Genomic DNA, 25798 nt, shown 5'->3' on the forward strand with positions numbered 1-25798 from the left:
GTAATTACTCATATATAAGTGTACCGTAAAAATATAAATACAGCAAGCAATATTTACAATTGTGCAACAAAATAGACACATATATTGTAAACCAGTATATAAAGAATAGTTGACATACCATGAATAATGATGCTAATTGTAAACCTCAAGCAAGTTACGCACACTCTCAAAATATAAAATAAGATCAAAATAACCACAACTCTTATGTATTTATGAACAAGAGGTAGCTCGTATAGGGAGGAACAAAGACGGAAAATACTGCTTTTCTAATTTACGCATTTAGTAGCCTGTTCGCCATAGTAAGTCCTGTGGGTGGCGTTGTCACGTTCGTGTCACTGACCAGTGATATGACACTTGAGGAGAAGAACAGCCTTGCTACAAGGTCCGTACTTTTGGCCTTTGTTATAGCAATATTCTTTGCAATATCAGGAAAAATGATATTGAACTTCTTCGGAGTGAGTATAGATTCACTTAGAGTTGCCGGTGGTGTGTTGCTTTTTGTCGTTGCCTTTGATATGATACTTGCAAAGGTGTCCCGTGAGAGCATCACAGAAAAAGAGATACACAAATCAATGGACCGTAGCGATATATGGATATTCCCTATCGCACTGCCACTATTAACAGGTCCGGGTACCATTACCACAATAATAGTCCTCATGGGAAGTGCAGCTTCAATAATTCAGAACATAGAGGTCATGATCGCCATTGCCCTCACATTTGCAATAACATGGGTTTTCTTCCATTTCTCAAGAAGGATATACAAATTCCTGGGATACACCGGAATGCTTGTTTTCACAAGGCTCATGGGACTACTGCTGGCAGCAATGGCCGTCAATTTCATTGCCGTAGGTATATGGAATATCTACCTTTCGTTCCAGTGACGATCCATCAAAAACCAGAACAAACATAACTTTATTATCTAATACCCCCATAGATCTAATAGAGTGTTGGTGAGTTTTTGTCACAAATAGAGGACTTTCAGTGCAGGTCCAGTGGTGATGAACATAACATATCGCTGGAACAGATGTTTGAAAGACTGAACGGATCAGCCGAAGGTCTTTCATCTGAAGAGGCGAACAAAAGGGGCGATCTCTGTGGAAGGAACGTCTTCGAAGAGACTAGAAAGGATAGCCTCCTTATCAGATATCTCAAACAATACAAGAACTTCTTCTCACTGCTACTTCTATTCGGTTCCATACTTTCGTTCATTGCTGAATGGCTTGACCCGGGACAGGGTAATATCTTCATTGCCATAGCACTGCTTGGGGTCGTGATACTTAACGGTACCTTCACGTTCATCCAGGAGTATCAGGCCGAAAGGATCATGGCAAGTTTCAAGAACCTCATTCCGCCAAAGGCAAGGGTGATGCGTGATGGTAAGATCACAGAGATCCTTGCTACTGATATAGTGGTCGGTGACGTTATCTATCTTGAGGAAGGGGACAAGATACCTGCAGATGGCAGACTTATCGAAGAGAACTCCCTGAAAGTGGACAACTCACCCATAACAGGAGAGGCTGAACCACAATTGCGTTCACTTGAATGCACACATCCCAATATACTTGAATGCAGGAATATGGTGTTCTCAGGAACACTTGTACAGACAGGAAATGGAAAAGCCATAATCTTTGGGATCGGTTCAGATACGCAAATAGGAAAGCTTGCAGCTCTGACCGAGCAGACCATCTCTGTAGACACTCCGATCCGCAGGGAGCTTAATGATTTCATCAAGATCATCTCCGCAATAGCCATTTTTCTCGGAGTTTCCTTCTTTATAGTAGGTTTCCTTATACAGGACACCTTCCTTGCAAACCTCATATTTGCAATAGGCATAATCGTTGCTAACGTACCGGAAGGTCTTCTTCCGACCGTTACCCTTGCCCTTAGTCTCGCATCAAAGAGAATGGCAAAGAGAAATGCACTTATCAAGCAACTTGAATCCGTAGAGACGTTGGGCTCTACAACTGTTATATGTACTGATAAGACCGGGACCCTCACACAGAACAAGATGGCAATACATTCCGTCTACACAGGTTCAGGACATCTGGATGTAGAGAACAAGGCAACCCCATCTGATGTATTGCTGCGTGTGGCCACTGTCTGTAATAACTCCAGATTAACAGAAGAGGCTCCTGGTTACAAAGGTGACCCGACCGAGGGATCACTGCTCGTTTACTCAAGCGGTTTCACTGACATAGAGAAATTGAAGGAAGACTATCCAAGGATGCAGGAGTATCCTTTCGATTCCAGAAAACAGAGAATGCAGGTTATCTCTAAGACACCTTCCGGCGAGCTGGAGGCGTATCTTAAAGGAGCGCCAGAGGTGATCCTTGACATGTGTAGCCATGTACTGGTTGAAGGAAAAGAGGAAAAACTTGACGAAAAGGAAAAACAGCTCCTTGAAAAAGAACATCTTGAAATGGCAAAGAGAGGGGAAAGGGTACTTGCCTTTGCATACAGGAAAGCTGAAAGTGCAAAGGAATACCAAGATGGGTTCATCTTCCTCGGATTTGCAGGTGCTGTGGACCCTCCAAGACCTGAAGCTAAAGAAGCCATCATAAAATGTCACATGGCTGGTATCAAAGTGGTGATGATAACAGGAGACCATCCGGTAACAGCACGTTCAATTGCTGCAACTGTTGGTCTTACTGATGATCATAAAGAACCCGTACTTATCACTGGTGCAGAGCTTGAAGAACTGTCAACTGATGAACTTACACAAAAGCTGAAAGCTCCAAGCATTGTTTTTGCACGTACTTCCCCTGTTCAGAAACTGAAGATCGTTCAGGCATTCCAGGCTGCTGGTGAGATAGTGACAATGACAGGAGATGGTGTCAACGATGCTCCTGCCATGAAGAATGCGGACATGGGAGTTGCCATGGGAAGTGGTACCGACGTTGCAAAGGAAGCAGCAGATATGGTCCTTCTTGATGATAATTTTGCCACCATTGTCAATGCCATCGAAGAAGGAAGGACGGTATTTGATAACATCAAGAAGTTCATAGCCTATATCCTCACAAGCAATATACCTGAGATACTTCCATTCATAGCATTTGTACTCCTGGCACTTCCACTGCCAATGAACGTGCAGCTTATTCTCGCCATCGACCTTGGTACAGACATACTGCCTGCGCTGTCCCTTGCTGTTGAAAAAGGAGAGGGAGATATTATGAAGCGACCACCACGTAAAAGGGATGAGAAGCTTCTGACACCACAGGTACTGCTTACATCCTATGGTGTCAAAGGACCTATTGAGGCAGCTGCCGGATTCGCCTGTTACTTCGCAGTAATGTTCGACGGAGGATGGACCTGGGGACAGCAGCTCCCATTCTCAGACCCACTCTACATGCAGGCCATAACAGCATTCTTCGCAGCTGTAATTATCTGTCAGATCGCAAATGTCTTTACATCGAGGACAAGAAGGCAGTCCGTACTGACAAAAGGATTCTTCAGTAACCGTATGGTGCTGCTCGGTATAGCAAGCGAGCTGCTCATACTGTCTTTCATCATATTCAACCCGTTCGTGAACATGATATTCAACACAGCAGCAATATCAATGAAATACATACTCATCGCAGTTCCATTTGCACTGCTGTTGCTGGGTATCGATGAACTAAGAAAATATGCCATAAGAAAGGATTCAGCATTTGCTATCCGTTTCTTCAAATGGTAAAATGTAACATGGACAATTCCCTGCCCATCACTCTTTCTTTTTTCTGAATACGACCTCTGTATGCGGATAGGCTATCTCCACGTCGTCGCTTGCCCTTACCCTGTCAAAGATCTCTTTTGTTATCTTTGAGGAATACTCATGCAACTGTCTGGAAGGACAGAAATACTTCACCTGTACATCTATGCCACTTGCCTGGAAATCAACTCTGATATGAGGACTTCCCGGACTTGTGCTGATAAGACCTGCAAGGAACTTCCTCGCCGAAAGGTCAGCTATCTCCATAGCCTTATCGAGGTTGCTCTCATAGGTCACATTGACAATGACACTGTGAAGCACAAAGTCATTGTTAGATGTATAATTGATGATGTTCTTCTCAAAGAGAAGCCAGTTAGGGACCATGACGACCCTGCCTGAATTCTCCTCATCGCCTATCAGGCCGCCTATTTCCATGACATGGACATGTGTGAGGTTGATATCCACAACATCACCCTTCACATCACCTACTATTATCCTGTCACCGATATCGAAAGGTCTCTTTGTAACGACCATTATCCAGGCAGCAATACCGGTCATAGGTTTCTGGAGTGCAAAACCGATCGCTGCTGATAGCAGACCAAGGAATACACCGAACTCCGACCATGCACCTGAAAAAGAAAGAGTTACAAATAATATGACCAGCAGATATAGTGAATAACGGAAAAGCTGGCTCATCAGCTTGATATTCGAGGTCTGTTTTTTCGTCTTTGCCTTGCTTAGAAGATTTTTCTTCAAAGCATCGATGAAGATACTTATCAGGATCAGAAGAATAACAACGACAAAAAGACCTTTACCAATTTCCAGTAATGTAGGCAAAAAAGTAGTAATCAGATCCTGCAGGTCCAGTACCATGTTATCATTCTTCTCACTAGTATAATAGTAAAATAAGAAAGAGAGATATCACTCTTTCTTTTTAATATCACTTATCTTTTCTTTAATGTCAGATGCTATTTCCTCAGCTTCCTTGCCGGTAGCCTGTGCCAGTTCTTTGATCTTCTCTGATATCTCCTCTACCTCTTCTTTAAGATCAACTGATCTTACAGAAGCTGCTATCTTTTTGAGAAGGTCCATTACATCTTCAGTGATCTTTGCAGCTTCATCACCTGTTGAATCAACAAGAGAATCTATTCCTGCATTTATCTTATCATAGTTCTTTCCAAGGTTTATCCTTTCAGCGAGGACATCAAGTTTTTTGCCGATCTCCGAAGCAAGGTGTTTTGCCTTTTCCCCTGACCTTTCGGCAAGTTCATCAATATCTCCATAGATATGTTCCATATCCTCTTGAAGATCGATACTTTTTATTTCTCCCACGATAGCCTTTACAGATACCTTCACATTTTCTGCGATGATCTCCGCTTCATTACCCGTTTTATCAATGAGCTGATCGATCTCAGCTCTTATCTTAAGGATATTTTCTTTCATAAAGACCCTCCCCGAGCCCTAAATATATTTGTATTTTTTAAGTAATTAAACATATCGTAAAAAAGGAGAAAAATGATCTACTCTACCCTTACAACTATTCCCCTTAAGAGACGACCAAGTATGTCAGATCCTGTTATGATCATCTTTTCAGAGTCATCCCTGTTCCAGTAGAGTATAAGATCATCATCTATGACATCATCCTCTGCATTCACAGGATAGACCTTCAGACGATGAAGTACATTGCCGATCTTCTCTTCCGGATCACGTATGATGATAGGATGATGACAGTAACGATATGGATTGAACTCCAACTTCCCATAGATAGCATCCCTCAGGAAAGAACCGGAATCTATTGCAAGTACAGGCTCATCGGTCTCATCTACCACTATGGCCCACTTCTTTGAACTGGAAGCCACTTTTTCAAGTAATTGAGCAAATTCCGGGTCCTCTTTAGAAGGGAACATGACCAGACCATTATAAGTTGGAAGTGAAACGATACTCAATGGATCAATGACCGAACCTTCCTGCTTTATGTGAAGATCATCTATTGAAAGGAAGTTCAGAGCACCAAGTCCCTCAAGATGATCAATGTCGCTGCTCTCTGAGATTATATGCTTTTTGAGCATAATTCCAAGGGAACGTTCTTTGAAGAATTCCATCTTCTCCTTTCCAAGCCACATATCCAGAAGCATTGCAGATGGTTTTGCCACCGGGTACAACAATGCCATGTAGAATTTCACAAGTGGTGAAAGTGCGGCACCAAGTCTTAAGGAATTACGTGTGAAATACGCCTGAGGAGCGATCTCTCCGAAAATAGTGATCAACACTGTGGAGAAGATGAAAGCTGAAGAACCTGCCATAACTGAATCTGTCAGCAATGTCAAAAGGACATTTATACCTACATTACCCCACAAAAGTGTTGAAAGCAGCAGGTGAGAATTGTGCCTGAGTTCCAGGACCTTCCTTGCATTCTCACTTTTAGCCTCCGCTTCAATTTCAAGACGAAGGCGGCTAAGCCCGAACATACCTATCGTCAGACCGGAGAACACACCGGACTGAAGCAGACAGAGAATTATTAAGAACCATGTTATTAGATCATTCATGTATTATTCCGCTGGGATTATAATAAAACCCATCTCCCTTATGCGTATAAAGGTAATAAATACTTTCTGAGGAACGACTTTGAGATATATCTGAAAGGCCATACACAGACTTCCCTCTCCCAATAGGTCACCTTGTATATTTACGGATCATCAAACCTAGTGAGATATTTTCATATATAATTGAGCCCCTATAAGAATAGAAGATAATTCAGGGAGAAAGGGAATGACTTTAGAAAGCAAGTGTATAATAATCGCAGGCGAGGAAGCTGGCCCCAGGTCCAATAAGATGGGGGGTATCTGGAATGTTATCGATGCAGAAGCAAAGAGTCTCGCCAGTCTGATCAGCAAAGGTATTATCGACAAGGAGACAGCACCCAGTATCATCGTTGCCGGACCGTACTATGGACACAGCGGTTCTGACTGGAACAAAGGCCTTAACCGTATCACCGATATGAGCGCTTTTGAGGAGATGGAACCGGAAGGAGAGTTCTTTGAGACAATGGAAGAGCTGAAGAGAAGAGGTATAGAATCCTTCGTGGGGATCGAGATGATCAAAGGTGTTAAAGTGATACACCTTATGTTCAAGACCGATGATTTCTGCAGGGTCAGCAGGGAATACAAAGGTCAGGAAATGTGTCTTGCCAGCATGATCAAAGCAGAGGCATTCGACCTTATAGGTCTTGACTCCATGACCTATGAGAGTATGGGTAACGGCATGGAATACTCGCATTACCTGAACCTGTCATATGCATTATCGGAATTTATAAGGGCACTTGTTACTGCCAGGGAGAAAAGTTCGGAAGAGTATCATGATCAGGCCATCTCAGAGTTTGCAGCATCCCTCATGCCAGCTGTCCATGTATCACTTCACTGTCATGAGTTCGGTGTTTTCTATGCACTCGCACGCCTGAAGAAACTTGGCATAAGCGTCAAGACCGTTGCAACATACCATGCAACCCTTCCCGGAAGATCATCAGGACATTATTCCATCCAGAAAATAAGAGATAACGATAGTTCGTGGGACAGCGGCGTTCCCATCAACCATGCAAAACTGGAATCCCTTTCTGCCTACGCGGACGTGGTTACAGCGGTCGGTGACTCTACACGAAAAGAAATTAAGCTTTTCTATGGGATAGATTCCATTATTGTTCGCAATGGAATAGATAAGGAAGATGAAGAGATAGACTGGGACAAGAAGAACGCCTCCAGGAAAAAGATACAGGAATTCCTCTCTGAGAAGATATACAATGTTTTCGATAGCAAGGTAATTCCACCGGATAGGATCATACCGATATTCTCGATCTCACGTATAGAAATAGAGAACAAGGGTTATCCTGACCTGCTGGATTCCCTCCTCATACTTGACCGGATGGTCAAGACCGAGATCGATGCCGGACATCTTGATGAGAACTATCGTGTCATATGTTTCATTATTGCAGCTCAGGGTCCAAAGACAAATCTCCCTGAGAACTTCCCGGTCAATTTACCGGAAGAGGTCCTTGTAGGTGAGGAGATACGCCTTCAGCAAATGATACAGTCCAGAGGACTTGGATGTTCAAAGATACCTGATGGTACCCGTCATGTTTCAGCGGTCCTGTATCCGCAGTGGATATCAGACCATGATGGCGGACTTAACATGAACCCTGATGAGTTCATGGCCGGATGTATAGCCGGTGTTTTCCCCTCCAAATATGAACCGTTCCTGCTCACCGGACTGGAGGCCGGAAAGGAATCCACACCAAGTATCGTAAGCAAGGTATGTGGCTTCAGTGATGCGCTCAAGACCCTGAAAAGACTGGTCATGGGAATGGGAGGAGTGATCGTTGTGGACAACATCTCCATACCCTATCTTGAATCGATCGCAGACTATGCACTTGCCATGGACTACTTCATCGACACTTTCACAGATGACAAGGTCAAGTATAACCTCCTCTGTCAGGAAGCGAACCTGCTGGCAAGGGACATGAACTGGGAAGAACCTATCAAAACGTATTATGAACTTCTTACAGGAACGATACTGGAGTGAAACATGTCAGAGATACGCAAACACTATTTCCTTGATGAGCACTGCATAATAGCTTTTGGAAGAAGTAAAAGGCCATCTGCCCCAAAAGCATGTGGTGATGATACACCATCCACAAGTTGTGTTTTCTGCAAAGGACATGAGCATCAGACACCACCTGGAACTGCTGTTTATAAGAATGGGGATATCCTGAAGGACACCGATGAAGAACTGGTCACCGGTTGGGATATCAGATGCATACCAAACCTCTATCCGGCATTATCACCGGATGCAGATGAAGTTGAAAATACATCATTTTCTGTCATGAAAGGTTTTGGTTTCCACGAAGTGATCATAGAGAACCCCATACATGAGAGCAGGCTCCATCTCTTTTCAGATGAGCAGATATTGCTGCTGATGAAAGCATACCGGGACAGAGTGGTTCATTACCAGTCCCAGAAAGGGATAAAATATGTCTCGCTTTTCAAGAATTGGGGGAAGAAGGCAGGAGCCTCACTTGAACACACTCATTCACAACTGATCGCCTTACCCATTGTACCCTCTTCTATCATCAAAGAGAAAAAGGCAATGGACGAACTGGAGAAATGTCCATACTGCAGAATAGTGGAGAAGGAGAGTGGAAGCGAAAGACAGGTTTACGAGAACAGTGACTTCATTCTTATAGCTCCATACTACTCAAGATCGCCTTATGAGATGTGGATGCTGCCAAAAGAACACGTGAACCATCTGTCATCTTTCAGTGATGAACTGTTAATGTCCCTTGGTGACTGTATAAGGAAAGCTGTCGAGTTGCTTGAGGGAACGATACCTGAACTTGCGTACAATTACATGTTCTTCCAGGTGGAACACGACCTTAGCTATCATTTCAATGTCCGTATAGCACCTATCACATCAATTGCTGCTGGTTTTGAGAAGAACACGGACATATACATCAACACCATGCCACCTGAAACGGCTGTAGAACATCTTCTTGGAAAAGAGTGAGCATATTCAGGAGTGGAAAATGAAAGAGATGTTACGGATCGCCATGTTCTCCTGGGAGAGCCTTCATTCCGTGAAGGTCGGAGGACTGGCACCCCATGTGACCGAGCTTTCAGAGGCTCTAGCCGCTATGGGTCATGAGGTCCATATATTCACAAGGAACAGGGACATGCTTCCCTATGAGATAGTCAACGGGGTTCATTACCACCGTATATTCCATGCCCTTTACGGCGGGATAGTGCAGCAGATGGACAGTATGTGTGATTCCATGTACGCTGCTTTTATCGAGGCTACACAGGATTTTGGTGAGTTTGACCTCACACACGTACATGACTGGCATCCTGTCAACCTTGTATGCAGGCTCAAAGATGAGTTCGGACTCCCATTTGCCATCACCTACCATAGTACAGAATGGGGCAGGAACGGTAACCAGCATGGTAACTGGTGGGAAGCCATAGAGATAAGCCATCGTGAATGGAGAGGAGGATATGAATCCGCATGTGTCATATCCACATCAACGATCCTGACAGATGAGATCCAGCATCTCTATCAGATACCCGATAACAAGATATCCATAGTGCCCAACGGCATACATGAGAACAAGATGCAGATGGGTGTTGACCCTGGTAAGGTCAAGGAAGAGTATGGGATACATCCATACGCACCGGTCGTTCTCTTTGTAGGAAGGATGAACTACCAGAAAGGTCCTGACCTTTTCATAAGGGCAATACCTGATGTGCTTGCAAGACGATGGGATGCAAAGTTCGTAATTATAGGTGAAGGAGAGATGCGTGCTGAATGTGAGCACATATCCTATGAACTGAACATCCGGGATAGCTGTCATTTCCTGGGTTATGTTGATGAATCGGTCAAGAAGAAATGGATGAATGCCTGCAACCTTATATGTGTTCCAAGCCGTAACGAGCCCTTTGGCATCATATTATTAGAGGCATGGGATGTCAGTAAGAACATCGTGGCAACAAATGCGATCTCACTTATCGATAACTTCAGGGACGGGGTTATAGTCTACCAGAACCCCGAGTCCATTGCATGGGGAATAAACCATGTACTGGATAACTATGATGACGATGAGCTTGGGAAAGTAGGAAAAAAGCTCATTGGGACCAGGTACAACTGGAACAACATAGCAGAAATGACAGTGGATGTTTACAGAAAAATGCTTTCATGAACTTTTTATCTGCATTTTATCTATGAAGATAAAAACCAGCATTGGGGTGTTACTATAAGAAATATCACAAATCGTGTCTCACGGAAGGCAGGAATGATGCCCGGAAGTCTGGTCCATGTGGGAGAAAAAAGGACCGAGAAACCAAAGATAACCATTATAGACTACGACAGGACAAATTATCACGAAAAGACCGTTGATGATGTAGAGGAATGTTTCCCTTTCAAAGATTCCTCTACAGTATCATGGATCAATATCGATGGTATCCACCAGGTAGATATTATTGAGAAACTTGGAAAGCACTTTGGTCTGCATCCACTTGTAATGGAAGATATCGTCCACACAAGCCAGCGACCGAAGATGGAGGACTATGATCACTACATATATGTTGTTCTCAAGATGCTCTGGTTCTCAGAAGAAGATGCTGATGTGAAAGCGGAACAGGTCAGCATAATACTTGGAAAGGGCTTTGTGATATCATTCCAGGAAATAGAAGGCGATACTTTCAATTCTGTAAGAGAGCGCATCAGGAACTCAAAAGGAAGGATCCGTACAATGGGTGCTGATTATCTTGCATACGCGCTCATTGACTCCATAGTCGACAATTATTTCATAATCATTGAGAGATTCGGGGATATCATAGAGGAACTGGAGAACAAGTTGATAGATGACCCAAATCCTGAAACCCTGCAAAGCATACACGACATGAAAAAAGAGATGATATACCTGCGAAAGTCAGTATGGCCTCTCAGGGAAGTTATAAACGGGATGGAAAGAACGGAGTCGGCTCTTTTTCAGGACACGACCTTTGTATTTCTGAAAGATGTCTATGATCACACCATCCAGATCTCGGAGACGATCGAAACGTACCGCGACATACTCTCCGGCATACTGGATGTCTATCTGTCAAGCGTCAGCAATAAAATGAACGAAGTTATGAAAACGCTTACTATCATAGCCACCATCTTCATACCACTGACATTCCTTGCAGGGATGTATGGAATGAACTTCTCCTATATGCCGGAACTTGGATGGAAATGGGGATATCCTGCCGTATGGATCATCAATATAACGATATTCCTGTCAATGTATATATATTTCAGAAAGAAGAACTGGCTTTGATCACAAAGAATAACGGATGCCGATAGAAAATGTATGAGATATATCATCCACCATTCACTACAGAACTAACAGATTTCGAAGATACTGTAATTACAGTTGAAAAACAAGGTAGCGACCTTGTATACAAGCGTACATTCCAGGGAAAAGAAGAAACAGAGCTTGTGCTGCTGAACAATGACGGTGACATTCTCATAAATCCTATAGAACCGGTGAATCTGCCAAGAAAACTTACATCGTTCCTCCTTATAGAGTTCAAACGTCCGGCTTTGATACGCCCCGGTGATAGAAAGAAGATATATCTTACATTCCCCGTGGAAATAGGCGTCTTCGTCACTGACAGGTCAGGGAACCATGAGGTCATCGATACTTTCACCTTTTCCAGAGTGAAGTTCACCCTTTATGGAAGCCATAATCATGGACTTATCTGCAGACACTGGGAGAGTGACGTGTACTCTGAAGAACCAAAGACCGATCTGATGCATGAAGGGTACATCGAGCTTGAGATCATCAATGATTCTAATCACATGATGGAGGTCACACAGGCTGTATTCAATGCCTACGGCATGAAGATCTACTATGGTGACAGTAGAATTGGCATGAAGGCATCCATGCGGATCATAAACAAGCTTCTGGCTGAAACTGATTTCAGCACATATCCTACAACCTCACGGTTCAAGAGGTCAATGGAGCTCTATACCTCACGTAAGCTGATCATAAACGGAACAAAGGGAATAATGGAGTTCGGCCTATGACCAACAGCACCATTATCACACAATACATCCCACCGCTCTCTGATCCTTTCCTGCAGATAATTACCGTTGTACTGATACTCTTTTTCACCGTTGTATTAGGCAAAGGTATCACAATATATCTTCAGAGAACGCTAAAGGACAAGATGGACAAAGAGCACCTTAACATCCTGCTCAAGACCATTTACTACGGACTGATAGTGCTTGTAATTCTCGGAGTGATATTCCCGGTACTTGACATTGATACTTCCGGTCTTCTTGTGGCTGGTGGTGTTGTGGGTATCGTCATTGGTTTTGCCAGTCAGAGCATCGTAGGTAATTTCATATCAGGGATATTCCTGATGGTCGAGCGTCCTATAAAGATCGGAGATCAGGTAAATATCGATAACAAACTAGGATATGTAGAGGACATCAAGATAATATCCACTATCATTCGAACATATGAAGGGCTCTACATCAGGTTACCGAATGAGACCGTTTTTACAACAAGTATCACGAACTACGTGGCAAACCTGGTAAGGAGGTTCGAGTATGTTGTGGGTATACGTTATGAAGATGATGCGGATAAGGCCATAGCGATCATCAAGGACCTTATAGATGAGCAGCCCTATGCACTTGTAAATCCGTCTCCAAGCGTATTTGTAGACAATCTTGGAGATAATGCTGTGAATATCACTGTCAGGGTATGGGCACCTGCTGTTGAATGGTATGACACTAAGACAAAGCTCCTCTGGATCATCAAGAAGACGCTTGAAGAGAATGGAATAGAGATAGCCTTCCCACAGAGAACTGTATGGTTCGCAAACGGGCTTGATACAAGGAACATGGACGGGAATGGGATCCATGAAGACTAATTCAGGAATCGATCTATCATGAAAGCAGTATGTGTTTGTTTCGAGGTACACCTGCCTTTACCAGTTCGCTGGTACTGGCCACAGGAAGGCTACGGGGAAGTCCATATAGAGAAATACTTCGACATGGAGAAGGCATTCCATAATTTCACAAAACTTTCAGAGAATCTGGAAACCCTCAACGATACCCTCGCAGAGTCCATAGATAACGGAGGAAAATATACACTGGATGTATCCGGTGTCTTCCTTGAGCAATGTAAATGGGCACCTGAGGTGATCGAAGGCTTCAAAGGTCTTGACAGGAAGAGTGTCTCATTTGCTGCTTCACCATATTATCACTCGGTATGTTCGATGTTCCCTGATATGAAAGAGTTCAGGGAACAGGTAGAGATGGACCTTAAAATAATAAAGGAACTCTTTGGCAGAGAGGCAACGACATTCGTTAATACTGAACTCCTTTTTGAGAGAAAGACACTGAAAGTGCTCAAAGAGATGGGGTTCAAGTGCATTATCTCGGAAGGTTCCCATAATATCACGAACGGTTACGACCCCATGCATGTTTACAATAATGATATCCCCACGCTCCTGAGACACATAAACCTGAGCGAGGACCTTGAGATCAAGTTCTCTGACAAAGCATGGTCAGGGTATCCACTTATCGCCGACAAGTTCGCATCATGGATAGCAAGCATGGAAGGGGACGTTATCACGCTCTACATAAAATATGATGCTATAAACACACATCTTCAGAACAACAAGGAGATACTCAGGTTCCTGAAAGAGATACCGCTGAGCTTCAAAAAACAAGGGATCAGAATGGTACTGGCAGAAGAGGCTGTAGAGATGTTCAAAAGCACAGAGCTTTCCTCCCTTGGATCAAAGACAACAGCACGTTACGGTATGCATAACCTGCTTGGGAACCATGCACAACATCTTTTCATGCACGAGCTTGTGGATATAGGAGAACAGATAGGATCAGTAAAGGATCCTGAGAAGAGAAAGGAATTGCTCCGGATCTATCGTTACCTGCAGCAGAGCGAGGTTTTCCTGGAGATGAACTCTGAAGAGAGACGCCTTGGATATGAAAGGGCTGTGAACGACCTCTCTATACTCTCTGATATAGAACGTGCTGTCATGGAGGAACAAAGATGAACTCTATCTGCCCTTTTTTCGAGGTTCATCAGCCATACAGGCTCAGATGGTTCTGGCCTGACAACAAACAGGGATTTGACAGGTATTTCGATGAAAAGGTGAACAAAGAGATATTCCTGAAGGTGGCAGGTAAATGCTATCTTCCGGCCAACCGGACACTCCTGGAACTTACAGACAGTACGAATGGAAATTTCAAGGCAAGCATGTCGGTTACAGGCACACTGCTGGAACAATGTCTGGAGTGGGGAGAGGACGTACTTGATTCATTCCGTGACCTTGCCGAAACCGGCTGTATCGAGTTTGTGGATGAGACATGTTATCATTCCCTGGCATCTTTATTCGGCTCGAAGGAAGAGTTCATGGACGAGGTAAAGGAGCATCAGAGACTCGTATCTGAGCTACTGGGGGTAACCCCACGAATATTCAGGAACACTGAGATGCTCTACAATAACAGCATTGCACATTTTGCAGACCAGATGGGATACAAGGCCATTATGAGCGAAGGGATCGAACGCGTACTCAGCGGCAGGTCCCCTGACCATGTATACAAGGCAAAATATGCAGATATAGCAGTTCTTCTCCGCAATTACAAGCTAAGTGATGATATCGGTTATCGTTTCTCATCCCGATGGTGGGAGGAATACCCGCTGACTGCAAACAAGTGGGCAGACTGGGCTTTCTGGAACAAAGGTGAGACACTGAACATATTCATGGATTACGAGACCTTCGGTGAACACCAATGGGAAGATACCGGTATCTTTGATTTCCTGAAGGCACTTCCGGGAGAGGTAATGGACAGAGGGATGAGATTCCTGACACCATCACAGACGATCGAGGCCTACAAACCTGCAGGTGATATCGATGTTGGTGATTTCTCCACGATATCATGGGCAGATGTTGAAAGAGATACGAGCGCCTGGCTAGGAAATGATATGCAGAGACGTTGCTTTGAAGAGATGAAGATACTTGGGGATTACGTCAAAAAGACAGAAGATGCAGAGCTGCTGAGAATATGGAAACATATGCTCACATCGGACCACTATTACTACATGAGCACAAAGTGGCTGGGAGATGGGGATGTACACTCCTATTTCAGCATACATAATAGCCCATATGATGCAGCGGTTAACTTCATGGCAGCACTGACGGACTTCAAGGCACATGTATTCAGGACCCTGACATCAACAGAATGAATATATTACTTAAAGTTCTATTTACCTACGGGAGTTATTGTTCATGGTGAGAGATCTTTACATGTTCTCCAAAGTGGATCCGGAAGCAGACGTTGTCTGGTTCAAGATCAACTATGAGAACACATTGCATTCTGAAGCTGATATCACAGCATTTTTCGCAGACAAGGACCTTGATATCAGATTTGCATACCTTGATAGTTCAGAGGACCCTAGTAAAGGGAAGTACGTGATGTTCACTGAAGCAAAAAAAGGCAGAGACATCAAAAGTATAGCTGAAGAACTTGAAAAAAAGGACATAGTCCTTGGTCTTGACTGGGGATATTCGAAGAACAGGGTCATCCAGTCAGTAGATTTCCCACTACATATCCTGGGAGACAGGGCTGTCATGATCAGGGCCAAGACCTTTGTGAATTTCCTCAATGTACTGAACGAACATGTACCACAATCTGAAGGTCTGTTGACAATTGTAGGGCTGAGGAACGGTGAAGGCGCTGCAAGGTATCTCCGGGGAGTTACCGAAATGGATGATAGTAATTTCCTTGAATTGCTCAAAGAACTGCTTATGGCAGCCGGCTGGGGCATTCTCGATTATGATATGGACGTTGATGAACTGAAAGGAAGTGCAAGGATAAGAGAATCCTTCATTGCAGGGGAATACGAGGACAGTGATACTCCTGTTTGTGGATATATCAGCGGTTTCCTTGCAGGTTATATTTCCGAGTCATTGGGAAAAGTTGTGCAGGTCCGTGAGACCAGATGTGAATCCATGGGTGATGTTCTTTGTGAACATATCATCTCTCCCGTTCCGGAAGGGGCAAAGATCGAACACCTTCTCAGGGGAGGATCGAATTGATCAGACAACCCAATTCCATCCTTGGGAATGAACGACTTCTGGTAACCATGGGAAAGAAAGGGGAGATCTTCGGTTATTATTACCCGGGAAAGGATTTCGCACAGCATGTTGAAGAATCTCAGGCCTGTATCCATGATGGAAAAGGGCTCATCTGGTCCAATGCCCGTGAATGGGTAGCCGACCAGAAATATATCGATAATACAAATATAGTGAGCACAGAGCTCACCCATCCTTCCGGACTTAAGATGGAGATACTGGACTTTGTCCACCCAACCCTTCCGGTACTTGTACGCAAATACAAGTTAAGTTCCACCCACAGCTTCCATGGAAAGTTCTTCTATTTCTCGAACCTCCAGGTTGGAGAGATGAAGAAAAAGAACTCCGGGTTCTGCGATTACGATTCAGGTCTTCTGGCACAATACTGGAAGAACTACTATGTAGGGATCACCTCAACACCACTGTTCGAGGAATGGCAGGTAGGCAAATCAATGGACACTATCTGGTGGACAAATGCCAAATTCGACATGGAAGATGGCGAACTTCAGCGAAACAATGAGGATATAGGCAACCTTAACTGCGCTGTTGGATGGAAACTTGATCTTGAACCATCAAAACCTGTTGAGATCACTGTTTTTATAGGAGCTGCCTCAAGAAGACCGGCACTTTACAGAAGGATGCGAGAGGTACTGAAAGAACCTGTTGAGAGAATATATAATGATACACAGGAGAAGTGGATCAAATGGCTCTCGAAAAAAAAGCTTCTCGAATTACCTGATTACCTGGGTTTTCAGGAATTCCGCCTGGAACTTATGAAGGCTTTCAACAGGTCCATACTTGCACTGAGCATACTCAATGATCCGGGAAAAGGATCATTTCTTGCTGCTCCAGAGTTCGACCATGAATTCGAGATGAGCGGGGGATACGGCTATTGCTGGCACAGGGATTCTGCCGAGATCGTCACGTCACTTATGGAAGCTGGTTATCCTGATTATTGCTCCCGTTTCTTCAAATGGTGCAAAGGCACGCAGCTTCAGGACGGATCATGGTTCCAGCGTTACTGGCTTGATGGGAATACTGCTCCTTCATGGGGAAATTTCAGCTATTCCACACAGATCGATGAAACGGGTTCAACGATATTTGCAATGAACAGCTATTATCAGACCCTTGACCAGCCTGTAAAAGCGGAATTCCTTGACAATATGTGGGCAACGGTCCTGTGTGCAGCAGAATATCTCATGAGAAGAACCAGCAGCGGAATACATGAAACATGCCTGTGCCTCTGGGAAACACATTCCGGTATATTCACCTACACCAATGCCGCCATATATGCAGGACTCATCGGAGCCGCGAACATGGCTATCGATTATAATGAAAAGGGACTTGCAGACAGATGGACCGAGAGGGCCGAGTTTATCAAGAGGACCACTATCGAGAAATTCTGGCTTGATGAAGGATACTTTGCCAGGGGAATGAAAGATGGGGCGTATGATAATGCTATTGATGCTAGTATAATCGGTGTATTTGTTCCTTTCAACATGCTCTCTCCAACAGACAAGAAAGAGAGAGAGATGATCAAGTCTATCATACGTAATATCGAAAAGTATCTCAGAGTACCTGTCAATGGCCATTTTGGTATCAAACGATATGTAGATGATACATACATCGATGGAAATCCATGGGTTGTAACCACCCTCTGGCTTTCAAAGGCATTGCTCGAACTGGCATTGACCAGCGATGATACCGACAGGGAAGAATTGAGTGCACTTACCCATGATGCGCTAAAATACATCCAATGGTCACTTAAGGGTGCAACCGGAGCGGGAATGTTACCGGAACAGGTGAATAAATACACAGGAAGACCTGCATGGGCAATACCGCTCAGCTGGAGTTGTGCACTCATGCTTGACAACATCATGCTTCTGGACGATCTCCAGAAGAAACTGGACAGGGACTGAACGAACAGGATCACGTGCTGCGACGTAATTCATGAACAATGCTGAACACTTTGGAACAGAGAAGGAATGGATCATAACCAATGGTCTTGGTGGATATGCATCTTCCACGATAGTTGGTATGAACACACGAAAGTATCACGGATTGCTGATAGCCTCGCTGGCCCCGCCTGTTGAGAGGAAACTCCTGCTATCATCCCTCGATGAAGAGCTTATTATAGGTACTGAATTCCACAAACTCGCTGTACACAGATACCCGGGACAGGTTCATCCACATGGATATGAGTTTCTTGAGAACTTCACTGCTCACCCATTTCCAACGTTCGAATACAGAGTAAATGGAATAAAGATCACTAAACAGATCACGATGGTGCATGGAGAGAACACCACTATTGTACGATATGATATCAAAGGTCCACCTGAAGAAAAATGTGTTCTCAGAATATTACCACTGGTCAATAACAGGTCCATACACCATCTTAGCAGTTCTGCCGGACTGTCCATCGCACAGGAAGCTATGGAAACAGGAACTGAACTTCAAAGCAATGGGACCGATCTCAGACTTTGTTCCGATATGCAATACAGAGCTGATGAACACTGGTATTATAATTTTGAATATGAACTTGAGCTTGAAAGAGGATACCCATACAGAGAAGATAACCTGGATCCAGGATACTTTGAACTGGAGATCGAAGGAAAGGATACTTCCTGTTTTATCGTTGCATCCACTGAACCCGGCAAGAAATGGGACATGCAGAAGGTTCAGGAACTATTTGAAGACGAGATCATACGCCAGAGATCTCTGCCAGGTAAGGAAGGAAGAGAGGACACTTTCCTTGAGAAACTTATACTCGCCGGTGACACATTCATAGTTAACAGACGGTCCACTACCTCAAGATCGATAATTGCTGGCTATCACTGGTTCGGGGACTGGGGACGTGATACAATGATCTCGCTTCCGGGACTCACCCTTGTGACCGGAAGGTTCGATGATGCCAGGTCCATACTTTCCACTTTTGCTGCTAACTGTAAGGATGGACTGATACCTAATAACTTCCCGGAAAGTGCAGAAGAGACACCGATCTACAACACAGTGGACGCATCGCTCTGGTTCATACATGCCCTGGGAAAATATCTGGAATATACAGATGATATTGAATTCGTCAGTACTCTCTGGCCTACGGTTGAGAGCATACTTGACAACTACAGAGAAGGAACTTCATTCGGTATTCGAATGGATGATGATGGTCTCATAGAACATGCTGGTCAGCTTACGTGGATGGATGCTAAGATCGGGGACTGGGAAGTCACTCCAAGAAGTGGAAAAGCATGTGAGATAAATGCACTGTGGTACAATGCACTGATGTATGCGGTGATCATAGGAGAGCGCATTGGATCGGATAATTTGAATCATCGGGATGTCGCTGAACTTGCAGGTAACAGTTTCAGAGAGAAGTTCTGGAATGAGGAAAATGGTTGTCTGTATGATCTGATATCAGGATCATCGGGGGATGAATGGAAGGATAGTGCCATAAGACCTAATCAGATATTTGCAGTATCCCTGCCTCATACAATGCTAACTGAAGAAATGGCAGGAGGGATAGTTGATACTGTGGGCCGGGAACTGCTGACACCTTATGGACTAAGGACACTCTCGTCCCATGACAGCCAATATGTAGGACGATACAGAGGCAACACGGAACAGAGGGACAGTGCGTATCATAACGGTACTGTCTGGCCCTGGTTACTTGGACCTTACATAACGGCTTGCAGTAAAGTGAACAAAGATATGCCAGCTCTTGAAGATAAGCTTCGAGCCTTGCTTCAAGGTATAGGAGAGCATATCGATGACGCCGGTATCGGTACCATATCCGAAGTCTTCGACGGCGACAGTCCTCATGCCCCGGGAGGCTGCATATCTCAGGCATGGAGTGTGGCCGAGATAATGAGATGTTATGTGGAAGATATACTGTCTATAAGATAATAGTTCATTCGCAACATTTATGATATTTTGTGCATATGTTACTATGATATTTATGGGTTTTAATTATCATTGAGTGTGGGAAAATGGAAACATTGAGAATTGCAATGTTCTCATGGGAGAGCCTCCATTCTGCAAAGGTGGGAGGACTGGCTCCTCATGTGACAGAATTATCTGAACAACTTGTAAAGCTGGGACACGAAGTACACATATTCACCCGTAGTGGGTGGTATCGTGACTACGATAAGATAAAAGGAGTACATTATCAGAGGTGTAACTTTGACGAGTCGGGAGATATAATCGATCAGATGAACAAGATGTGTGATGCGATGTACTCCAGGTTCATTCAGGTATCAAAGGAATTTGGAAGTTTTGATATTATACATGGACATGACTGGCATCCTGTGAACGCATTGAATAAGATCAAGTACAAATGTGGGAAACCTTACGTAATGACCTACCACAGTACTGAATGGGGTCGCAACGGTAATGTTCACCTGAACTCTCCTACGTCAACTGAAGTATCTCACAGGGAATGGCTCGGCGGGTATGAGAGTTCTGAAGTGATAATAACATCTGATAATTTTAAAAGAGAAGTGCAGAACATCTACAGCATTCCTGATCATAAGATATCAGTGATACCTAACGGTATATCTCCGGGAAAGATGGAGAAGGATATTGACCCTGGGTCTATAAAGCAAGATTATGGTATCCATCCTTTCGCTCCTGTGGTGCTTTTCACAGGTAGAATGCATTATCAGAAAGGACCTGATCTTCTTGTTAAAGCGATACAAAAGGTACTCGATGGTAACTGGGGAGCACATTTTGTATTTATAGGTGAAGGGGAAATGAGGCAATATTGCCAGGATCTTGCCAATGACCTGAACGTAGGCCAATCATGCCATTTCTTAGGTTACTCACCTGATGAGGTTCTTAAAGACTGGACCAATGCATGTGACATGACATGCGTCCCAAGCAGGAACGAACCTTTTGGGATAGTTGTTCTCGAATCATGGGATGCTAACAAAGCAGTTGTTGCAACCGATGCAGTGAATATAGTTGATAATTTCCAGAATGGGGTTTTGAGTTACAGGAATCCGGAATCCATAGCATGGGGTCTTAACTATGCCATGGATGGACTGGATTCAGGTACACCTGTTATGGGAAATAACGGTAAGCATCTGGTCAGGACAAAGTTCTCATGGGACACCATTGCCAAAAGTACGATCCAGGCGTATAAAAGAACTACATAGAATGAACGGTCATCATAAAGAGAAAAGCTAAGTGATAGATACAGAGTGATCAATATGGATGAAATGTGTTTGAACATTGGAGAAGCAGCCGGTTATGTTTACAGGATGCTTGAAAGCGGGGAGTCGAATATGGCAAAGCTCAAGAACCATCTCAAAGAGAATGGTTTTGATCAGCAGGCAACTTTTATGGCTATTGGATGGCTTGCAAGAGAGGACAAGATATGTATGGAGAAAAATGGCAATTCCTGGTCCTTAAAGCTCAAGTAGGTCAAAAATACACCTTACGTCAGCATGTCTGTTCAATAATTCATCAGTAACAGTTTGCTGCCACTATTTTTAACATTTCTACATTAATTTATAATTTTATATGATAGAGTAATATATCATGTTACTTAAATATTCAAATACTTTTGTCATTAACAAAAGGATCTAAAATATAGGGGATGATAATATGGAAAATAGATCGAAATATTATTTACCTGTTATTGCAGCAATGGTCCTGATGCTACTATCAGGCACTACCATGGCTGCGAATAACAGCACAGGAAATCGTATATGGGACGCAGATGAGAATATGTCCCTTGAATATACATGGACAGCACTTAGCTACTCCGGTTTTTACTTCGACCTTGATTCAGGAGAAGGCTCAGAAACACTGACCATCAGCCTTGACAGTGACAGTGACAGGAATATAGGTGATGGCGACCTTGAGTATTCCACAACACCTATAGACACTGATTTTGAGCAGGGTGACTGGGGATCATATCAGGTCATCGGATTCATGGCAGAGAGATACTTTGCAGGTTACACCGATGATACGGAATTTGCAGATGATGATGTAAGCCTGATATCTGATGGGATCCTTACAAAGGTCCTTCAGGATGATGATGAAGAGATCTCTTTCTACTCAGGTTCTTCCCTTGTACTTGAAGAAGGTTACGAACTGAACCTGGAAGAAGTAGATGTGAACGGAAACAGTGTCCTTGTGACCCTCGAGAAAGATGGAGATCAGGTAGACACAGATATTGTGTCTTCTGATGATGACTACATCTATGAGATCGAACTTGGGGAAGAAGATGTTCCTATCATAGTAGTTCATTTCAACAACATATTCCAGGGAACTGAGACGAATGCAGTATTCGTTGAAGGTATATTCCAGATATCAGAGGATTATATCGAGATCGAAGCCGGTGACACATTTGGAAAGATGGAAGTAGACGCACTTGGCTCGGACATGATCACAATGGAGAACTCAGACTCCATCAGCCTTGGCAGAGGAGACTCCGTCACGATCATGGGTAAATTGAAGTTCATAGTTGCTGATGACAACACCCTGAGATTCGGACCTATAGTCGACATGTCAGACCCTGGTACCTATGAACTAAGAGGTACTGTTGCTGAAGATGAAGAACTTGAATGGACACCTCTTAACTTTGAAGGATTCTATTACAACATTGATGAAGGTGTAGGAACCGAGTCACTTGAAGTGAAGGACCTCAGTGGAAGAACTATCGACGATGGGGACCTTGTATATAGAAGTGTACCACTGGATGTCAGCTTTGAACACGATGACTGGGGAGAGTTCCAGGTTATCGGATTTATGGCAGAGAAGTACTTCGCAGGATATCCTGACAACGAGTTCACCGATGATGTAAGCCTGCTTTCCGATGGTCAGCTCTCAGAAGTACTGATCGACGAGGACAGCAAGAGATCACTTTACTCAGGTTCTTCACTTGTACTAGAGGATGGCTATGAACTTTATGTTGTCGAGGTAGACCTTGACGGTAGCAGTGTAATGGTGAACCTGGTCAAAGACGGAGACGATGTAGATACAGGAATTGTTTCTTCAGATGATGATTACGTGTATGAGAAAGACATGGGATCAACCGATGATGTACCTATCATTGTAGTGCACTTCGATGAGATATTCCAGGGAACCGAGACAAATGCGGTATTCGTCGAAGGTATATTCCAGATATCAGAAGATGTCGTTGAGATCTCCGATGATGAGAAGTTCGGTGAGATGGAAGTGAAGAGCTTTGACTCTGATCAGATAGTTCTTGAGAACGAGGATTCAATATCACTTTCAAGAGGAAAGATCATCGAGATCATGGGAGATATAGCATTCAACGTTGCAGATGATGGTGATGTACGTTATTATCCATTCGTGGAAGTATCCACAGTGCCTTCACAGTCACTCTCTATTGATGTAAACTCTGTCATAGAGGAAGATGAGAAGGTAGAGATCACAGTAACATCCAGAGGTGCTGCAGTGGAAGATGCACTTGTCATGTTCGGCGATGAAGAGGTAGGAGAGACATCAACAGAAGGTATTGTGACATTCAGACCTGGTTCTGCCGGCACCTTCACTGTCACAGCTGAGAAGGAAGGTTATGTTTCAGCAAGTGAGAAGGTCGAGGTCGTATCCTCTGATGATGCAAGCAGGACCCTTGTGATCGAAGTCGCCCCTGATACCGTTGTAGAGGAGGACACTATCACGATCACTGTCATGACAGCCATTGGTGGCGACCTTGTGGAGGATGCACAGGTCTACTATGACAGCAAGGATATAGGAACCACAAATGCAAACGGAATGGTCACCTATACTGTGAAAGAAACAGGATTGCACAAACTGACAAGCTCTGCAGACGGTTATCTTGAGGCTGAACTGAACCTTGAGGTGCTCGCACTTGAAGCAAAGTTCACCTATTCCAACCTGCAGGCTTCACCTATCCTTGTGAAGACAGGAGAAGAGGTCACCATAACTGTCAATGTTGCAAACACCGGTACAGCTGAAGGAGACAAGGATGTTGACCTGAAGATCAACGGAACTGTTGTGGATACTCAGAGTGTTACACTCGATGCAGGCGAGGAAACGAATCTGGCTTTCACTGTATCACAGGAAGAAGCAGGCACCTATGAAGCACAGGTAGGAGATGCCACCGTAACCTTCGATGTTGAGAAAAGTTCGATCCCCGGACCTGGTATAATTGTTTCAATGGTCGCATTGGTAGCTGTTGCAATGCTGATACGCAGGAATGAAAGAAAGGACTGAAGAACAGTGAACGAATAATATGATTACCTGCATCTTGCAGGTAATTATTCTTTTTTAACATTTTTTTTCATACATTGAATTGTATCATTTATTGATACATGGCCATCGATCATAATATTTTTATAAAATAGAGAAACTTAAGTAATTTAGTTCTAATATACTCCTATCACCGGCAGTTCTCATACCTGCTATTAATAGAGGGGACAAAATGGACACCACATCTTACATATTTGATATTCTGTACACATTCTCATCCACATTACTGTATCCGGTAGTTATCACACTGATACTTCTGGCCATTTACTCCCTGATACTTATAGGGGAATTCGTTTCAGAACTGGTAAAAAGACGCCGCAATGTAGAGAACCTTGAGCTTTGCTGCAACAGTACCCGTGAACACATACTGAACAATGAGCACGAACAGGCTGCAAGCTCACTGAGACTTTTAAAACAGAATTTCCTGGTGAGAGCCTTTGCAATGGATGCTGCAGAGCATATTAAAAATAACAACCTTTCTTCACTTGAGTGGCTTGCACAGGACTACGAGATAAGGATGGCAAAAAGACTGGAACAGACCAGGATAGTTGCCACCATCTCACCAATGGTAGGACTTATGGGAACACTCATCCCCCTGGGACCTGCGCTCATCGGACTTTCGCAGGGAGATATAGAACAGCTTGCCAATAATCTGATGATAGCTTTTGCTACAACTGTAATAGGACTTTTTGCAGGAAGTATCGGTTATGTGCTCACACAGATAAGAAAAAGATGGTACTGGCAGGATATGGCTGATATCGATCATATCCTTGACACCCTGGAGGAAAAGGAGTGACAAGGAGAAGAAGGTCCAGACGAAGAAGACTGCTAGACCACGAAGAGGAACAGAACCCTTTAACAGGGGTTGCAAATCTCTTCGATATTGCCATGGTCTTCTCAGTGGCACTGCTTGTTGCGCTTGTTATGTCATACCAGCTTCCTGAACTGCTTAGTCCCACCGATGACATCACCATAGTCAAGAACCCCGGACAGAAGGACATGCAGATGATCATCAAGGAAGAAGGGGAACCTGTGAAAGTGCTGAACATGAGCGAGGAACTTGGCACAGGGACCGGAGAAGCCCTTGGAACAGCATACAGGCTAGCCGATGGCAGTATAATCTATGTACCATTTGACAATAGTAGCGGATCAACATAAATTAAGGATAATTGATATC

General features: G+C 43.9%; 21 protein-coding genes. 18 read left to right on the plus strand and 3 right to left on the minus strand.

Annotated features, from left to right (window positions below):
* Positions 1-269: 269 nt before the first annotated feature.
* Entirely contained in the window at positions 270-881 is a 612-nt protein-coding gene (locus BM008_RS08155) for a MarC family protein (RefSeq protein WP_091935940.1), read from the plus strand.
* A gap of 77 nt (positions 882-958) precedes the next feature.
* Positions 959-3673: a cation-translocating P-type ATPase gene (locus BM008_RS08160; protein ID WP_091935942.1), complete on the plus strand. Its 2715-nt coding sequence runs from the start codon at positions 959-961 to the stop codon at positions 3671-3673.
* A gap of 27 nt (positions 3674-3700) precedes the next feature.
* Here BM008_RS08160 and BM008_RS08165 read toward each other — a convergent pair whose 3' ends face one another.
* The 3 genes from BM008_RS08165 to BM008_RS08175 all read right to left on the minus strand — a co-directional run bounded on the left by BM008_RS08165 (position 3701) and on the right by BM008_RS08175 (position 6234).
* Positions 3701-4561 carry a mechanosensitive ion channel family protein gene (locus tag BM008_RS08165; protein ID WP_091935944.1) on the minus strand — a complete coding sequence of 287 codons (861 nt, stop codon included), beginning with the start codon at positions 4559-4561 and terminating at the stop codon, positions 3701-3703.
* Positions 4562-4609: 48 nt separating this feature from the next.
* Entirely contained in the window at positions 4610-5131 is a 522-nt protein-coding gene (locus BM008_RS08170; protein ID WP_091935946.1) for a substrate-binding domain-containing protein, read from the minus strand.
* 77 nt (positions 5132-5208) lie between these two features.
* Positions 5209-6234 (minus strand): DUF21 domain-containing protein, encoded by a 1026-nt coding sequence (locus BM008_RS08175; RefSeq protein WP_091935948.1) that lies wholly within the window; start codon positions 6232-6234, stop codon positions 5209-5211.
* A gap of 223 nt (positions 6235-6457) precedes the next feature.
* Here BM008_RS08175 and BM008_RS08180 point away from each other — a divergent pair, with 223 nt between their 5' ends.
* The 16 genes from BM008_RS08180 (at position 6458) to BM008_RS08255 (ending at position 25779) form a co-directional block, all read left to right on the plus strand.
* A complete protein-coding gene (locus BM008_RS08180) occupies positions 6458-8260 on the plus strand; it encodes a glycosyltransferase (protein WP_091935950.1) in 1803 nt (600 codons plus the stop codon).
* Positions 8261-8263: 3 nt separating this feature from the next.
* On the plus strand, positions 8264-9241 hold the full coding sequence (locus BM008_RS08185; RefSeq protein WP_091935952.1) for a galactose-1-phosphate uridylyltransferase: 978 nt from the start codon (positions 8264-8266) through the stop codon (positions 9239-9241).
* Positions 9242-9260: 19 nt separating this feature from the next.
* Positions 9261-10427, plus strand: a complete 1167-nt coding sequence (locus BM008_RS08190; protein ID WP_091935954.1) for a glycosyltransferase family 4 protein — start codon at positions 9261-9263, stop codon at positions 10425-10427.
* 93 nt (positions 10428-10520) lie between these two features.
* Positions 10521-11546, plus strand: coding sequence for a magnesium/cobalt transporter CorA (corA, locus tag BM008_RS08195; protein ID WP_091935956.1), 1026 nt, complete (start codon positions 10521-10523; stop codon positions 11544-11546).
* A gap of 29 nt (positions 11547-11575) precedes the next feature.
* The gene (locus BM008_RS08200) at positions 11576-12298 is read left to right on the plus strand and encodes a DUF432 domain-containing protein (protein ID WP_091935958.1); all 723 of its coding nucleotides are present in this window, start codon (positions 11576-11578) and stop codon (positions 12296-12298) included.
* Complete coding sequence (locus BM008_RS08205) at positions 12295-13149, plus strand: mechanosensitive ion channel family protein (protein ID WP_091935960.1); 855 nt, start codon at positions 12295-12297, stop codon at positions 13147-13149. Before BM008_RS08200 ends, BM008_RS08205 begins: the two co-directional genes overlap by 4 nt.
* 18 nt (positions 13150-13167) lie before the next feature.
* Complete coding sequence (locus BM008_RS08210; RefSeq protein WP_091935962.1) at positions 13168-14298, plus strand: polysaccharide deacetylase family protein; 1131 nt, start codon at positions 13168-13170, stop codon at positions 14296-14298.
* Positions 14295-15491: a glycoside hydrolase family 57 protein gene (locus BM008_RS08215; protein ID WP_091935964.1), complete on the plus strand. Its 1197-nt coding sequence runs from the start codon at positions 14295-14297 to the stop codon at positions 15489-15491. The genes BM008_RS08210 and BM008_RS08215 overlap by 4 nt, the downstream gene beginning before the upstream one ends.
* 61 nt (positions 15492-15552) lie before the next feature.
* Positions 15553-16344 (plus strand): V4R domain-containing protein, encoded by a 792-nt coding sequence (locus tag BM008_RS08220; RefSeq protein WP_177188027.1) that lies wholly within the window; start codon positions 15553-15555, stop codon positions 16342-16344.
* Entirely contained in the window at positions 16341-18299 is a 1959-nt protein-coding gene (locus BM008_RS08225; protein WP_091935968.1) for a glycoside hydrolase family 15 protein, read from the plus strand. The genes BM008_RS08220 and BM008_RS08225 overlap by 4 nt, the downstream gene beginning before the upstream one ends.
* A gap of 31 nt (positions 18300-18330) precedes the next feature.
* Positions 18331-20280: an amylo-alpha-1,6-glucosidase gene (locus BM008_RS08230; RefSeq protein ID WP_091935970.1), complete on the plus strand. Its 1950-nt coding sequence runs from the start codon at positions 18331-18333 to the stop codon at positions 20278-20280.
* A gap of 83 nt (positions 20281-20363) precedes the next feature.
* Positions 20364-21530, plus strand: coding sequence for a glycosyltransferase family 4 protein (locus tag BM008_RS08235; protein WP_091935972.1), 1167 nt, complete (start codon positions 20364-20366; stop codon positions 21528-21530).
* A gap of 54 nt (positions 21531-21584) precedes the next feature.
* On the plus strand, positions 21585-21797 hold the full coding sequence (locus tag BM008_RS08240; RefSeq protein ID WP_091935973.1) for a winged helix-turn-helix domain-containing protein: 213 nt from the start codon (positions 21585-21587) through the stop codon (positions 21795-21797).
* A gap of 184 nt (positions 21798-21981) precedes the next feature.
* On the plus strand, positions 21982-24585 hold the full coding sequence (locus BM008_RS08245; protein WP_091935975.1) for an S-layer protein domain-containing protein: 2604 nt from the start codon (positions 21982-21984) through the stop codon (positions 24583-24585).
* A gap of 208 nt (positions 24586-24793) precedes the next feature.
* Positions 24794-25417: a MotA/TolQ/ExbB proton channel family protein gene (locus tag BM008_RS08250; RefSeq protein ID WP_091935977.1), complete on the plus strand. Its 624-nt coding sequence runs from the start codon at positions 24794-24796 to the stop codon at positions 25415-25417.
* Positions 25414-25779 carry a DUF2149 domain-containing protein gene (locus BM008_RS08255; RefSeq protein WP_091935979.1) on the plus strand — a complete coding sequence of 122 codons (366 nt, stop codon included), beginning with the start codon at positions 25414-25416 and terminating at the stop codon, positions 25777-25779. The genes BM008_RS08250 and BM008_RS08255 overlap by 4 nt, the downstream gene beginning before the upstream one ends.
* The last annotated feature ends 19 nt before the right edge of the window (positions 25780-25798 follow it).

It is taken from the genome of Methanolobus profundi, from assembly GCF_900114835.1.
Classification (GTDB): Archaea; Halobacteriota; Methanosarcinia; order Methanosarcinales; family Methanosarcinaceae; genus Methanolobus; species Methanolobus profundi.

Bases quoted from the DNA above. Each gene is read 5' to 3' on its own strand.
- BM008_RS08245 (WP_091935975.1), top strand. From the start codon at position 21,982: ATGGAAAATAGATCGAAATATTATTTACCTGTTATTGCAGCAATGGTC.
- BM008_RS08210 (WP_091935962.1), top strand. From the start codon at position 13,168: ATGAAAGCAGTATGTGTTTGTTTCGAGGTACACCTGCCTTTACCAGTT.
- BM008_RS08205 (WP_091935960.1), top strand. From the start codon at position 12,295: ATGACCAACAGCACCATTATCACACAATACATCCCACCGCTCTCTGAT.
- BM008_RS08220 (WP_177188027.1), top strand. From the start codon at position 15,553: ATGTTCTCCAAAGTGGATCCGGAAGCAGACGTTGTCTGGTTCAAGATC.
- BM008_RS08170 (WP_091935946.1), bottom strand. From the start codon at position 5,131: ATGAAAGAAAATATCCTTAAGATAAGAGCTGAGATCGATCAGCTCATT.
- BM008_RS08175 (WP_091935948.1), bottom strand. From the start codon at position 6,234: ATGAATGATCTAATAACATGGTTCTTAATAATTCTCTGTCTGCTTCAG.
- BM008_RS08180 (WP_091935950.1), top strand. From the start codon at position 6,458: ATGACTTTAGAAAGCAAGTGTATAATAATCGCAGGCGAGGAAGCTGGC.
- BM008_RS08165 (WP_091935944.1), bottom strand. From the start codon at position 4,561: ATGGTACTGGACCTGCAGGATCTGATTACTACTTTTTTGCCTACATTA.
- BM008_RS08190 (WP_091935954.1), top strand. From the start codon at position 9,261: ATGAAAGAGATGTTACGGATCGCCATGTTCTCCTGGGAGAGCCTTCAT.
- BM008_RS08240 (WP_091935973.1), top strand. From the start codon at position 21,585: ATGGATGAAATGTGTTTGAACATTGGAGAAGCAGCCGGTTATGTTTAC.
- BM008_RS08235 (WP_091935972.1), top strand. From the start codon at position 20,364: ATGGAAACATTGAGAATTGCAATGTTCTCATGGGAGAGCCTCCATTCT.
- BM008_RS08200 (WP_091935958.1), top strand. From the start codon at position 11,576: ATGTATGAGATATATCATCCACCATTCACTACAGAACTAACAGATTTC.
- BM008_RS08230 (WP_091935970.1), top strand. From the start codon at position 18,331: ATGAACAATGCTGAACACTTTGGAACAGAGAAGGAATGGATCATAACC.
- BM008_RS08250 (WP_091935977.1), top strand. From the start codon at position 24,794: ATGGACACCACATCTTACATATTTGATATTCTGTACACATTCTCATCC.
- BM008_RS08185 (WP_091935952.1), top strand. From the start codon at position 8,264: ATGTCAGAGATACGCAAACACTATTTCCTTGATGAGCACTGCATAATA.
- BM008_RS08215 (WP_091935964.1), top strand. From the start codon at position 14,295: ATGAACTCTATCTGCCCTTTTTTCGAGGTTCATCAGCCATACAGGCTC.
- corA (WP_091935956.1), top strand. From the start codon at position 10,521: ATGATGCCCGGAAGTCTGGTCCATGTGGGAGAAAAAAGGACCGAGAAA.